This is a genomic window from Pseudomonas sp. L13, assembly GCF_009935965.1.
GTDB classification, from domain to species: domain Bacteria; phylum Pseudomonadota; class Gammaproteobacteria; order Pseudomonadales; family Pseudomonadaceae; genus Aquipseudomonas; species Aquipseudomonas lactis.
Window position 1 is genome coordinate 52241 of the sequence record NZ_QODJ01000033.1, and the last position, 12865, is coordinate 65105.

The 12865-nt window shown below is 61.8% G+C and carries 11 protein-coding genes; 3 read left to right on the top strand and 8 right to left on the bottom strand.

Annotated elements, in window-relative coordinates:
• Window positions 1-50: 50 nt before the first annotated feature.
• Both ppk1 and hemB read right to left on the bottom strand, forming a co-directional pair.
• Window positions 51-2267, bottom strand: a complete 2217-nt coding sequence (gene ppk1 / locus DK871_RS17395) for a polyphosphate kinase 1 (RefSeq protein ID WP_161906006.1) — start codon at window positions 2265-2267, stop codon at window positions 51-53.
• 18 nt (window positions 2268-2285) lie between these two features.
• Complete coding sequence (hemB, locus tag DK871_RS17400) at window positions 2286-3299, bottom strand: porphobilinogen synthase (protein WP_056791040.1); 1014 nt, start codon at window positions 3297-3299, stop codon at window positions 2286-2288.
• A 208-nt stretch (window positions 3300-3507) separates the two neighbouring features.
• On the opposite strand from hemB, the gene DK871_RS17405 reads away from it, so the two are divergent.
• Window positions 3508-4143, top strand: a complete 636-nt coding sequence (locus tag DK871_RS17405; RefSeq protein WP_161906008.1) for a DedA family protein — start codon at window positions 3508-3510, stop codon at window positions 4141-4143.
• On the opposite strand, the gene DK871_RS17410 is transcribed toward DK871_RS17405, so the two are convergent.
• Window positions 4124-5359, bottom strand: coding sequence for a sterol desaturase family protein (locus DK871_RS17410; protein ID WP_161906009.1), 1236 nt, complete (start codon window positions 5357-5359; stop codon window positions 4124-4126). The two genes, DK871_RS17405 and DK871_RS17410, sit on opposite strands and share 20 nt — an antisense overlap.
• Window positions 5360-5474: 115 nt before the next feature.
• Between DK871_RS17410 and elbB the strand changes: the two genes are divergently transcribed.
• Window positions 5475-6140, top strand: a complete 666-nt coding sequence (gene elbB / locus DK871_RS17415) for an isoprenoid biosynthesis glyoxalase ElbB (protein ID WP_044269766.1) — start codon at window positions 5475-5477, stop codon at window positions 6138-6140.
• A gap of 106 nt (window positions 6141-6246) precedes the next feature.
• On the opposite strand, the gene DK871_RS17420 is transcribed toward elbB, so the two are convergent.
• From DK871_RS17420 to DK871_RS17440, 5 genes are all read right to left on the bottom strand, one after another.
• Window positions 6247-6702: a YaiI/YqxD family protein gene (locus DK871_RS17420; protein WP_014720436.1), complete on the bottom strand. Its 456-nt coding sequence runs from the start codon at window positions 6700-6702 to the stop codon at window positions 6247-6249.
• Window position 6703: 1 nt separating this feature from the next.
• Window positions 6704-8599: an FTR1 family protein gene (locus DK871_RS17425; protein WP_161906010.1), complete on the bottom strand. Its 1896-nt coding sequence runs from the start codon at window positions 8597-8599 to the stop codon at window positions 6704-6706.
• Between the two features lie 202 nt (window positions 8600-8801).
• Window positions 8802-9434: a LysE family transporter gene (locus DK871_RS17430; protein ID WP_003195369.1), complete on the bottom strand. Its 633-nt coding sequence runs from the start codon at window positions 9432-9434 to the stop codon at window positions 8802-8804.
• Window positions 9435-9602: 168 nt separating this feature from the next.
• Window positions 9603-10169 carry a mechanosensitive ion channel family protein gene (locus DK871_RS17435; protein WP_003195372.1) on the bottom strand — a complete coding sequence of 189 codons (567 nt, stop codon included), beginning with the start codon at window positions 10167-10169 and terminating at the stop codon, window positions 9603-9605.
• A complete protein-coding gene (locus tag DK871_RS17440; protein WP_161906012.1) occupies window positions 10169-12079 on the bottom strand; it encodes an ATP-binding cassette domain-containing protein in 1911 nt (636 codons plus the stop codon). Before DK871_RS17440 ends, DK871_RS17435 begins: the two co-directional genes overlap by 1 nt.
• A 50-nt stretch (window positions 12080-12129) precedes the next feature.
• Between DK871_RS17440 and DK871_RS17445 the strand changes: the two genes are divergently transcribed.
• Entirely contained in the window at window positions 12130-12594 is a 465-nt protein-coding gene (locus DK871_RS17445) for a TIGR02444 family protein (protein ID WP_178116061.1), read from the top strand.
• Window positions 12595-12865: the final 271 nt, after the last annotated feature.

A 12865-nucleotide genomic window follows, 5' to 3' on the forward strand; every position in this document is an offset into this window, starting at 1 on the left:
TACCGCTATCGCGGGCAAGCCCGCTCCCACTTTTCGAACTGCGTTGGGTTTTAGTTCACCGCAAGAATCGGGCTACCCAACTTCTCCAGCAACGTCGCTTGCGCGCTGCGCGGGTTCTGGTTGCCGGTCGGGGTGTTACGCACATAGCGCCCATCCGACTGCAGGCTCCAGCTGTGGGTGTTGTCGGTCAGGTAGCTTTCCAGCTCCTTCTTGACCCGCATGATCAGCTTCTTGCCTTCCACCGGGAAGCAGGTCTCCACGCGCTTGTCGAGGTTGCGCTCCATCCAGTCGGCACTGGAGAGGAACATCTGCTCTTCGCCGCCGTTGAGGAAGTAGAACACGCGGGTGTGCTCCAGGAAGCGGCCAATGATCGAGCGCACGTGGATGTTGTGCGACACGCCCACAATGCCGGGGCGCAGGCAGCACATGCCACGCACCACCAGGTCGATGCGCACACCGGACTGGCTGGCCTTGTACAGCGCGCGGATGATCTTCGGGTCGGTCAGCGAGTTGAACTTGGCGATGATGTGCGCAGGCTTGCCATCGAGGGCGAACTGGGTCTCGCGGGCAATCATGTCGAGCATGCCCTTCTTGAGCGTGAACGGCGCGTGCAGCAGTTTCTTCATGCGCAGGGTCTTGCCCATGCCGATCAACTGGCTGAACAACTTGCCGACGTCTTCGCACAGCGCGTCGTCGGACGTCAGCAAGCTGTAGTCGGTGTAGAGCTTGGCGTTGCCGGCGTGATAGTTGCCGGTGCCCAAGTGGGCGTAGCGCACGATCTCACCGGCCTCACGGCGCAGGATCAGCATCATCTTGGCGTGGGTCTTGAAGCCGACCACACCATAGATCACCACCGCACCGGCCGCTTGCAGGCGGCTGGCCAGTTGCAGGTTGGACTCTTCGTCGAAACGCGCACGCAGCTCGATCACCGCGGTGACTTCCTTGCCGTTACGCGCCGCATCCACCAGCGCATCGACGATTTCCGAGTTGGCACCGCTGCGGTACAGGGTCTGGCGCACGGCCAGCACATGGGGGTCTTTGGCGGCCTGGCGCAACAGGTCGACCACCGGGGTGAACGACTCGAAGGGATGTAGCAGGAGGATGTCCTGCTTGCTCACCACGCTGAAAATGTTCTCGCTGTTTTGCAAAAGTTTCGGGATCTGCGGGGTGAACGGCTTGTATTGCAGCTCCGGATGGCTGTCCAAGCCGGTGATGCTGAATAGGCGCGTCAGGTTCACAGGGCCGTTGACCTGGTACAGCTCGGATTCGGCCAGGTTGAACTGCTTGAGCAGGTAGTCCGACAGGTGTTTGGGGCAAGTGTCCGCCACTTCCAGGCGCACCGCGTCGCCGTAGCGCCGCGAGAACAGCTCGCCGCGCAGGGCACGGGCCAGGTCTTCGACGTCTTCGGAGTCCAGCGCCAGGTCGGCGTTACGGGTCAGGCGGAACTGGTAGCAGCCCTTGACCTTCATGCCCTGGAACAGGTCATCGGCGTGCGCGTGGATCATCGACGACAGGAATACATAGTTGTCGCCAGCGCCACCCACCTCTTCCGGTACCTTGATGATCCGAGGCAACAGGCGCGGCGCCGGGATGATCGCCAGGCCCGAGTCGCGGCCGAAGGCATCGATACCTTCAAGCTCGACGATGAAGTTGAGGCTCTTGTTCACCAGCAAAGGGAACGGGTGCGTCGGGTCGAGGCCGATAGGCGTAATGATCGGCGAAATTTCGTCCCGGAAGTAACGGCGCACCCAGGTCTTGATCTTGGCGGTCCAGTGACGACGACGAATGAAGCGGACCTGATGCTTTTCCAGTTCCGGCAGCAGGATGTCATTGAGGATCGCGTACTGGCGGTCCACATGGCCGTGCACCAGTTCACTGATGCGCGCCAGGGCCTGGTGCGGTTGCAGGCCGTCGGCACCGGCTTGTTCACGGGCGAAGGTGATCTGCTTCTTGAGGCCGGCGACACGGATCTCGAAGAACTCGTCCAGGTTGCTGGAGAAGATCAGCAGGAATTTCAGCCGCTCCAACAAAGGGTAGGACTCATCCAGCGCTTGCTCGAGCACGCGGATGTTGAATTGCAGTTGTGACAACTCGCGGTGGATGTACAGGCTGCTGTCATCCAGGTTGGTGACCACCGGCGCCGGCGCAGGTGCTTCAGCCACCACCGCAGGCGGTGCGGGCTCCAGCTCCGGCGGGGTCTCGGCGACTTGTTCAACCACCGGGTGAGCGTCTTTTACGGCAACTTCTGAGAGTCCTTCGGTATTCATCGAGTGTTCCTGTGAGGGCTATTGTTGCTCTCTAAGCAATTGGGCGGCGCGGGCGGCGAAGTAGGTCAGAATGCCATCAGCGCCGGCACGTTTAAAGGCAGTCAGGGATTCGAGGATCACCCCTTCACTCAACCAACCATTCTGGATTGCCGCCATGTGCATGGCGTATTCACCGCTGACCTGATAGACAAAGGTCGGCACTTTGAATTCCTCTTTGACCCGGTAAAGAATGTCCAGGTAGGGCATCCCGGGCTTGACCATCACCATATCGGCGCCTTCGGCCAGGTCGGCAGCCACTTCGTGCAGGGCCTCTTGGCTGTTGGCCGGGTCCATCTGGTACGAGGCCTTGTTGGCCTTGCCCAGGTTCAGCGCCGAGCCTACCGCATCGCGGAATGGGCCGTAGTAGGCGCTGGCGTATTTGGCCGAGTAGGCCATGATCCGTACATTGACGTGGCCAGCCAGCTCAAGAGCCTCGCGAATCGCCTGGATGCGTCCGTCCATCATGTCCGACGGTGCAACCACCTGGGCGCCTGCCGCGGCGTGGGACAACGCCTGCTTGACCAGTGCGTCGACGGTAATGTCGTTCTGAACATAACCTTCTTCGTCAAGAATGCCATCCTGGCCGTGGGTGGTGAACGGGTCCAGCGCCACGTCGGTGATCACCCCCAGTTCCGGGAAGCGCTCGCGCAGGGCACGGGTGGCACGCTGGGCAATCCCCTCGGGGTTCCAGGCTTCGGCGGCGTCCAGAGACTTGAGTTCGGCCGGGGTGACCGGGAACAGCGCTAGCGCCGGAATGCCCAACTCGACCCAATTCGCCGCTTCTTCAAGCAACAAATCAATGGTCAGACGCTCCACACCCGGCATCGACGCCACCGCTTCCCGACGATTTTCACCGTCAAGCACGAAAACCGGCAGGATCAGATCATTCGTGGTCAGTACATTTTCACGTACCAGGCGACGAGAAAAATCATCACGACGATTGCGACGCAGACGGGTGGCGGGGAACAGGCGATTGGCAGGGGTAAAGCTCACGACAGACTCCTGAGCCCGTGTTTACGGGCGAGCGTTGCAGTTATAAGCGGCCATTATGACGAATGAATGACAGTTGTGCTTATCGACGCGACCTGTAGTCCCATTCGTCATTTGCGTAGGAATTGTTCACTTCGTGACACATCTCGATACTTTCATGAATCTTCGTGAAGGCGTAGGCTGCGCGTTCATTTCGCCAGCACCCTAGACCATGCTTCAACAATTTCTGCATGACTTCGGCTACTTTGCCCTCTTTCTCGGCACGTTCTTCGAAGGCGAGACCATCCTTGTACTCGCAGGCTTCCTGGCGTTCCGTGGCTACATGGATATCAACCTGGTGGTGGTCGTTGCCTTTTTTGGCAGCTACGCCGGCGACCAGCTCTGGTACTACATGGGGCGCAAGCACGGCCGCAAGTTGCTGGCGCGCAAGCCGCGCTGGCAATTAATGGGCGACAAGGCACTGGAACATATCCGCAAGCATCCGGATATCTGGGTATTGAGTTTCCGCTTCGTCTACGGCTTGCGCACGGTGATGCCCGTGGCGATTGGCCTGTCCGGCTATCCACCGTTGCGCTACCTGGTCCTCAACGGTATCGGCGCGGCGATCTGGGCCGCGGCACTGGGGGCTGCGGCCTACCACTTCGGCGCGGTGCTGGAAGGCATGCTCGGCAGCGTCAAGAAATACGAGCTGTGGGTACTGGGCGCCTTGCTGGTGCTGGGCTTTGGCCTGTGGCTGCGCCGTCGCTTCAAGAATGCCCGCATCGCCCGCGAAGCCTGTGCCGAGGCCAAGGCTCGGCTGGCCAACGAGCCAGCCCCGGTCGAAACACCTAAGACGCCAACCGAGTAAGCCGGCTTCTGCAACAGTAGAGGCCGATGATGCTGAGCAGGCTGTAGCTCGCCAGGCCCAGCCAGCCCAGGTTGCTGGCGGGCCACAACCCCACCAGCGGCGCAAGCCATACCAACGGCACATTCAGCGCCAGGCGCGCCATCTCGGCCTTCAGTGCCCATGAGCGATTCTCCAGTGCCACGCCCAGGGTAAACAGCCCCAGCGCCATCACGCCCCAGCCTAAGACCAGCGCCGACGTGGGCAACCCCTCACCGACATTCATCAGATAGCTGCCAAACCCCACATAAGCCGCAAACTGCAAGGCGATGTAGACCTGTTGGCGCACGTCCAGCGGCACCTCGAATTTGCGGAACTGGCTCAAGTCCGGCTTGGCCATCGGGTACTGGGCCTTGACGTCCGCCGGCCGCCAACCGGTGCGCATGAACCAGATGCGCAGCTTGTCCCACCAACGTTCAGTGCGCCGGGCGTCACTCCAGAGCTGCGCATAAAACTGCAGGTTGGCCCACAGCGGGTTCCAGCTGGCCAGGGGTGTGGTCACTCCGAAAATCACCGGCTCGTTATCATCTTCCTCCTGGAAGGTGCCGAACAGCCGGTCCCAAATAATGAACACCCCGCCGTAGTTGCGATCCATGTAGAGAGCGTTCTGTGCATGGTGGGCCCGATGATTCGACGGCGTTACGAAAAACCATTCGAACCAGCCAAGCTTGGGAACATGACGTGTATGGACCCAGAATTGATACAGCAGGTTGAGCGAGGCCACGCTGATAAACACCACCAGCGGCACACCGGCCACCGCGAGCGGCAAGTAGAAGATCCAACTCAGCAGGAAACCGGTGCTGGTCTGGCGCAAGGCGGTGCTGAGGTTGTAGTCCTCGCTCTGGTGATGCACCGAATGCGCGGCCCACAGGATGTTGCGCTCATGGCCCATGCGGTGCAGCCAGTAGTAGCAAAAGTCATAGAACACAAAGGCGAATACCCAGGTCCAGACGTTTTGGGCTGGCAACTCGAATAGCGCCAGGTGCTTGAGGGCGAACGCGTAGGTCAGCAGGCCCACGCCCTTGGTGAGCAAGCCGGTGGTGGTGGACAGCACACCGGTACTGAGGCTGTTGATGGCATCCGCCACTCGGTAGTTACGCACGCCGCGCCAACGGTCGGCCAGCAACTCCACCACGATCAGGGCAATAAAAAACGGTACTGCGTAAGGCACAAAGTCCATGGGCTAGTCCGGTCTATTTTTGTTACATCAAGATTAGGTGCTGTGACGTGAGATCCCATTGGCAACAGGTTACAAATTAGTAGACATTTAACGCCATGAATCAGGAGAAATGCCCATGAGCAAAAAGATTGCAGTGATCCTTTCCGGCTGTGGCGTGTACGACGGCGCAGAGATCCATGAAAGCGTGATCACCCTGCTGCGCCTGGACCAGCGCGGCGCTCAAGTGGAATGCTTTGCACCCGACGTTGCGCAGTTGCACGTGATCAACCACCTCACGGGCGAGGAAATGCCCGAGTCGCGCAATGTGCTGGTGGAATCTGCGCGCATCGCCCGAGGGGCCGTGAAGGATATTGGCCAAGCCAACGCCGCAGACTTTGATGCGCTGATCGTGCCGGGCGGTTTTGGCGCGGCCAAGAACCTGTCGAACTTTGCCGTGGAAGGCGCCGGCTGCAGCATCAACCCGCAGGTGCTGGCGCTGGCTGAAGCCTTTGCCGAAGCGGGCAAGCCGGTGGGGTTGATCTGCATCTCGCCGGCCCTGGCCGCCAAGATCTACGGCCCTGGCGTGACCTGCACCATCGGCAACGACGCCGACACTGCCGCAGCCCTGGACAAGATGGGCGCCACCCACGTCGAATGCACGGTGGAGGACATCGTCGAGGACCCGGCGCGCAAGCTGGTGAGTACGCCGGCCTATATGCTGGGCAAGAATATCAGCGAGGTAGCGTCAGGCATCAACAAGCTGGTGGATCGGGTGTTGGAATTGACCCACGAAAACGACTGACACCTTCTTTCTGTAGGAGCGAGCTTGCTCGCGAAAAACCTGAGAGCGCCGCGTTCATCCACCGTGCTCGCGTTATCGTTGACGTTCTTCGCGAGCAAGCTTGCTCCTACAGAGGCTTCATTAAGCGGGTAAGGATTCGGTCCAGTGCATTGGCAAACGCCTGCTTGTCCTTTTCGCTGTGGGGCGGTGGGCCGCCGCCCATCTGGCCTTGCTCGCGCAGGTCGGTGAACAGGTTACGCACCGCCAACCGCTCGCTCATGTTCGCCGGGCTGAATTCCTTGCCACGCGGGTCAAGGGCCGTCACGCCCTTCTTCACCAGGCGGTCGGCCAAGGGCACGTCGCTGCAAATCACCAGTTCACCGGGCACGGCGTGCTCCACCAGGTAATCATCGGCGGCATCCGGCCCGCTGGGCACCACAATCAACTTCACACAGGCAAAGCTCGGTTTGATCTGGCTTTGCCCTGCCACCAGCACCACCTCAAATTGGCGTTTGAGGGCGAACTTCACCACCTGGTCCTTGGCCGCCCGAGGGCAGGCGTCGGCGTCGATCCACACGCGCATGCTACGCGGCCACCCGGCGCTTTTCGGTCAGGCGGCTACGGCCATACAGCACCACAATCGCCAGAATCGCCACGGCCTGTGCCCCCAACGAATACGCATCGGCGTGGATGCCCAGCCAGTCGAAGTCAAAGAACGCCACCGGCCGCGTGCCGAAGATGCCCGCTTCCTGCAAGGCCTTCACACCGTGCCCGGCGAACACCACCGACAGCGCACACAGCAACGCGGCGTTGATGCCGAAGAACAGCGCCAGGGGCAGCTTCGCCGAACCGCGCAGGATCACCCACGCCAGGCCCACCAGCAGCACCAGCGCCGTGGCACCACCGGCCAGCACCGCGTTGTGCCCGGCAGGGCCGGCCTGCAGCCACAGGGTTTCGTAGAACAGGATCACTTCGAACAGTTCGCGGTACACCGAGAAGAACGCCAGCACGGCAAAACCGAAACGCCCACCGCCGCCCACCAGGCTGCTCTTGATGTAGTCCTGCCAGGCCGCCGCGTGCCGCCGGTCGTGCATCCACACGCCGAGCCACAGCACCATCACACTGGCGAACAGCGCCGTGCAGCCTTCGAGCAATTCACGCTGGGCACCGCTGACGTCAATGACATAGGCCGCCAAGGCCCAGGTGGCCAAGCCTGCCAACAGCGCCAGGCCCCAGCCGACGTTGACGCTGCGCACCGCTGATTGCTGGCCGGTGTTACGCAAGAAGGCGAGGATCGCTGCCAGCACCAGAATCGCTTCCAGGCCTTCGCGCAGCAGGATCAGCAAGCCGGAGATATAGCTCAACGACCAGCTCAGGCCATCACCGCCCAGCAAACCGGCCGATTCAGTGAGTTTGCCTTTGGCCGCGTCCAAGCGTTGCTGCACCTGCTCGATAGGCAAGCCGTCCTGCAACGATTGCCGATAGGCCATCAGGGCCTTCTCGGTGTCTTTGCGCACATTGGCATCGACGTTATCCAGGGAGCTTTCCACCAGCTCGAAGCCTTCCAGGTAAGCCGCGACGGACAGATCGTAAGCCTGCTCGTGGTCGCCGTTGCGCAAGGCCGCGAGGCTCTTGTCCAGGGTGGCGGCGGTGTAGTCAAGCAACTGCGCAGGGCCACGCTGAACCTGCGGAGGCTGCGCACGCTGGGCGCGGAACGTCGCCACAGCGCCAGGGCCGTCAGCGGCGAGCACTTCATTGGGGGTCTGGCGGGCCAGGTCGGCGAGGTTGAATGTCTGCTCGCCTTTGGCGGCGGCCGGGTCGGCCGTGAAGCCGGCGATATAGGTTGCCAGGTCCCAGCGCTGGCGGTCGTCCAGTTGGTCAGCGAACGACGGCATGTCGGTGCCTTCGACGCCCAGGCCGAGGGTGTTGTAGATCGCGTAGAGGCTCAGACGATCCAGGCGCGTGGCATCGCGCAGGTTGGCGGGTGGCGGCGTCATGCCCATGCCTGCGGGGCCATCGCCGGCACCTGCTGTGCCGTGGCACACCGAACAATGCTGGGCGTAGAGCGGCGCGCCTCGGGTCGGGTCCGGCGTGATGGCCGGGGCCTGGCTGACTTCATACGCCACGGCCAGCTTGGCGCCCAATTGACGGGCCTGGCGGGCAACGCTTGCACCGTCCTGGTGGGCAGTGACCGCGGCCAGCAGTTCATCGACGCCCTTTATCAGCTCGGCGCGCTCGGGTTTGTCTGGCAAATCAGCCACCAGCCCCTGCAATACCCCTAGAAACTCCACTTGTTCGCGGTATTCCGAGTCATCCACCACCTTGCCCGCCTCCACCGTGGGTGGGTAGTCGGCGCCAATGTAGTCCAGCAAATGCAGGGCTTGCGGCGCGCCCTCGGCGGTCGCGGCCAACAGATTGAAGCTGCACGACAGCAACGCCGGCAACAGCAGCCAGGCGAGAAAGCGGAAAGGGGCGATCATGAATGAATCTCAAGTGGAAATACGAAGTAACACTATTGTTGAGCTTTAATGGATTCGACTCAAGGTGTTATTTCATATCACTACAAAACGAGTGTGGGAGCGGGCTTGCTCGCGAATGCGGTGTTTCAGTCACTATTTCCTTTGACTGACACACCGCCTTCGCGAGCAAGCCCGCTCCCACACTTTTGATCCAGTCGCTTGGTCAGGCCGTGGCGCGATGCAGGCTGGCAAGGAAACCGGCAGCGCCGACAAACAAGCCAGCAAAGGTGCGGTTTACACGTTTCTGTTGTTTAGGCGTACGCAACAGGCGCAAGACTTTCGACGCCAACCCTGTGTAGCCCGCCATCACGATCATATCGACGCTGATCATCGTGGCACCGAGGATCAGGTACTGGACCAACAACGGCGCCTGCGGGTTCACGAACTGCGGCAGCACCGCCAGCATGAATACCAGCGCCTTGGGGTTGCTGGCGTTGACCAGAAAGCCGCGGAACATCATCGCCATCGGTTTGCCGATCGGGCGCACGGCGGCGTCATCGGTCATGTCCATGGGCAAGGCGCGCCATTGTTTGATGGCCAGGTATACGAGGTAGGCCACGCCAAACCATTTGATCGCATAGAACGCAGTAGACGATGCCGCCAGAATGGCGCCCAAACCGCCGGCCACAACGGCAATCTGCATCGCCAGGCCCAACTGCAAGCCGATGGCGTTCCAGTAGCCACGCACAAAACCGTACTGTAGGCCGCTAGACATCGAGGCGATGGCACCGGCGCCAGGAGAAAGGGAGATGATCCAACTGGCGAGGAAAAAGGCCAGCCATGTATCGAGAGCCATTGCACACCTCGTAAGGGAGTTAGCGGTTGTGCCTTAAGCTAACTCTACCGACCAAAGCATGGCTATAGATTTCTGTAGGAGCGAGCTTGCTCGCGAAGAACGTCAACGATAACGCGGGAAAACTGGATGAGCGCGGCGCTCTCAGGTTTTTCGCGAGCAAGCTCGCGCCTACAGGATGTTGGTGCCAGAGCCGGGCCAGCGGCGTACCGAACGCTGGAAGAACAGGCTATTGGGCACCTGCACCATCGCGCTGTTGGTCCCGGCTTCCTCGACTTCGATCAGCGTGGTGTAGAGCAAGTTGATCGCCACGACCCGGCCCTTCACGCCCGGTTTGTCGACGGTGTCCACCAACTCGACGATATCACCCAGGCGAAACGGCCCGACGGTAAAGATCAGGATCGCGCACAGCAGGTTGGACAGCACCGACCACATGGCGAAAAACGCCACGGCCGCCACCGCGACAAAGCCCGACAGGGCCGTCCACAGCACCGTGGCGGATACACCCAGGCGGCCCAGCACAAAGATCAGTGCACTGCCCATGATCAGCCAGCGCAAGCCGCCGCGCAGGGGCATCAACAATTGCGGGGGGAATGGGTAGCGCTCACCCAGGCGCGTCAGGCCTTTGGCGACAAAGCGCTGAGCCAGGTAGCCAGCCAGCAGGATCAGCAGGATTTGCACGCCGATCCAGATGGGTTCGATCCATTGCACCGGTACTGGCAATTGCAACGCTTCCATCAGGACAGCGCCTCCAGCTCCGCTTGCAGGGTCTCGAGCAATTCGAGGGCCTCCATCCAGGTTTCCTCCAATTGCCCCTCGCGCACCTTGAGCTTGGCCTGTTCGGCCAGCAGGTCACGCAGTTCATCCTTGCGCGACGCCTCGTACACGGCGCTGTCGCCCAGGCTGGCTTCGATCTTGGACAGGCGCTCATGCACCTTGCCCAGCTCGGCTTCCAGCTTGTCGGCTTCGCGCTTGTGCGGTGCCAACTGCTGGCGCAGCGCGGCGGCGGCCTGGCGCTGGGCTTTCTTGTCGGTCTTGTCCGGGTTGACCGGCGTGTTGCTGGCCGGCGCATTGCGCAGGCGGTATTCGGTCAGCCAGCGCGCGTAGTCGTCCAGGTCGCCGTCGAACTCTTCGACCTTGCCGTCGGCCACCAGCAGGAAGTTGTCGGTGGTGCTCTTGAGCAGGTGACGGTCGTGAGACACCACCAATACCGCACCGCTGAATTCCTGCAGGGCCATAGTCAGCGCCAGGCGCATCTCCAGGTCCAGGTGGTTGGTCGGTTCGTCGAGCAACAGCAGGTTGGGCCGGTCCCAGGCGATCAGGGCCAGGGCCAGGCGGGCTTTTTCGCCACCGGAGAAGTTCAGCACGGGCTCGTCGATGCGCGCGCCACGGAAGTCGAAACCGCCGAGGAAGTCGCGCAGGGTCTGCTCGCGCTCGGCTGGCGCCAGGCGTTGCAGGTGCAACAGCGGGCTGGCCTTGGCGTCCAGCGAGTCCAGTTGGTGCTGGGCGAAGTAACCCACCACCGTGTTCTCGCCACGGGTGAGGCGACCGGCCAGCGGCTCAAGCTCACCCGAGAGGTTCTTGATCAGTGTCGACTTGCCGGCGCCGTTCGGGCCGAGCAAACCGATGCGGGCGCCCGGCGTGAGCTGCAGCTTGACCTTCTCCAGGATGGTTTTGTCGCCGTAGCCCAGGCGAGCGTCCGAGAGGTCCAACAGCGGGCTGGAGATCTTCACCGACTCACGGAAGACAAAGTCGAACGGTGAATCGACGTGGGCCGCCGACAGCTCTTCCATGCGCTCCAGGGCCTTGATCCGGCTCTGGGCCTGGCGGGCCTTGGTGGCCTGGGCCTTGAACCTGGCGATGTAGCTTTCCATGTGCGCACGTTGCGCCTGTTGCTTTTCAAAGGCCTGTTGCTGCTGGGCCAGGCGTTCGGCGCGGGCGCGTTCGAACGCGGTATAGCCGCCACGGTAAAGGGTGATTTTCTTCTGTTCGACATGGGCGATGTTATCGACCACGGCGTCGAGGAAATCCCGGTCGTGGGAGATCAGCAGCAAGGTGCCCTGGTAACTTTTGAGGAAGTCTTCCAGCCACAGGATCGCATCGAGGTCCAAGTGGTTGGTCGGTTCGTCGAGCAGTAGCAGGTCCGAGGGGCACATCAGCGCTTGGGCCAGGTTCAGGCGCATGCGCCAGCCGCCGGAGAAATCGGCGACCGGACGGTCCATCTGTTCGTTGGTAAAGCCAAGGCCGGCGAGCATTTTGCGGGCGCGGGCGTCGGCGGTGTAGCCGTCAGCACTGTCGAGTTCCGAGTGCAGGCGGGCCTGGGCGGCGCCGTCCTGGGCTTTCTCGGCCTCAGCCAGGTCGTGTTGCACCTGGCGCAGGCGCAGGTCGCCATCGAGCACGTAGTCGATGGCGATGCGGTCCAGGGTGTCGATCTCCTGGCGCATATGGGCAATGCGCCAGTCAGCCGGCAGCAGGCAGTCCCCGGAATCTGGGGTCAGCTCACCCAGCAACAAGGCGAACAACGTGGATTTGCCGGCGCCGTTGGCACCGATCAGGCCGGCTTTGTGACCGGCGTGCAGGGTCAGCTCGGCGTCTTCAAGAAGACGTTGCGGGCCGCGCTGTAATGTTAGGCTTTGAAGTCGGATCATAATGGCGGCGGAGTCTACCAGCTTCGTTGGCCGCTGGCTTGGGTGTGAATATGTGCGCTGACCTGTGGAGCTTTGCCCTTTCGACCTATGCCCGCCCGGGCGTGGAGGCCGCGTGCCTGCGCTTGCAGCAGCAAGGGGCAGACGTGTGCCTGTTGTTGTGTGGTGCTTGGCTGGAGCAACGAGGTGTGGCGTACAAGCCCGAACGCGTTCAGGCATTGCAACAGATCGCTCATCCGTGGCGGGTGCAGGTTGTCGAACCGTTGCGACAAATGCGCGTGCAATGGCGCGCCTTGGCCCAGCAGGATGCGCAATTGGCATCGCTACGCGAGCAGATCAAGACACTGGAGCTGGAGGCCGAAAGAACGCTGCTGGCGCGCTTGGAAGCGCTGACACAGACATGGCCGATCAATGAGGTGCCGGGTCAGCAAGAATGGCTTGAAGGCCTGGCGACCGAAGCCGCCAACCTTGACCACGACGCGCTGCTGCAATTGCGCGTCATGGCCACCAACACTTAGGAAGCGCTGGTTGGGGTGGTGCTTGGCGCTACCGGTGCAGAGGTGCTGCTGGCCGATGCAGTTGGAGCGGTGGCTGCTGCCGGGGTGGCAGTGGCTGCTGCTGGAGTGGCTGGCTTGGCGGGCGCTGGCTTCGCGGCCGGTTTTGCGGCAGCAGGTTTAGCGGCTGGCTTTACGGCTGGTTTGGCAGCAGCAGGTTTAGCGGCTGGCTTTGCGGCTGGTTTGGCAGCAGCAGGTTTAGCGGCTGGCTTCGCAGCTGGTTTGGCAGCAGCAG

Excerpts from the sequence above, each read along its gene's own strand:
- DK871_RS17410 (WP_161906009.1), bottom strand. The coding sequence starts at position 5,359 with ATGGACTTTGTGCCTTACGCAGTACCGTTTTTTATTGCCCTGATCGTG.
- ppk1 (WP_161906006.1), bottom strand. The coding sequence starts at position 2,267 with ATGAATACCGAAGGACTCTCAGAAGTTGCCGTAAAAGACGCTCACCCG.
- DK871_RS17405 (WP_161906008.1), top strand. The coding sequence starts at position 3,508 with ATGCTTCAACAATTTCTGCATGACTTCGGCTACTTTGCCCTCTTTCTC.
- DK871_RS17425 (WP_161906010.1), bottom strand. The coding sequence starts at position 8,599 with ATGATCGCCCCTTTCCGCTTTCTCGCCTGGCTGCTGTTGCCGGCGTTG.
- DK871_RS17420 (WP_014720436.1), bottom strand. The coding sequence starts at position 6,702 with ATGCGCGTGTGGATCGACGCCGACGCCTGCCCTCGGGCGGCCAAGGAC.
- DK871_RS17430 (WP_003195369.1), bottom strand. The coding sequence starts at position 9,434 with ATGGCTCTCGATACATGGCTGGCCTTTTTCCTCGCCAGTTGGATCATC.
- DK871_RS17445 (WP_178116061.1), top strand. The coding sequence starts at position 12,130 with ATGTGCGCTGACCTGTGGAGCTTTGCCCTTTCGACCTATGCCCGCCCG.
- DK871_RS17435 (WP_003195372.1), bottom strand. The coding sequence starts at position 10,169 with ATGGAAGCGTTGCAATTGCCAGTACCGGTGCAATGGATCGAACCCATC.
- DK871_RS17440 (WP_161906012.1), bottom strand. The coding sequence starts at position 12,079 with ATGATCCGACTTCAAAGCCTAACATTACAGCGCGGCCCGCAACGTCTT.
- elbB (WP_044269766.1), top strand. The coding sequence starts at position 5,475 with ATGAGCAAAAAGATTGCAGTGATCCTTTCCGGCTGTGGCGTGTACGAC.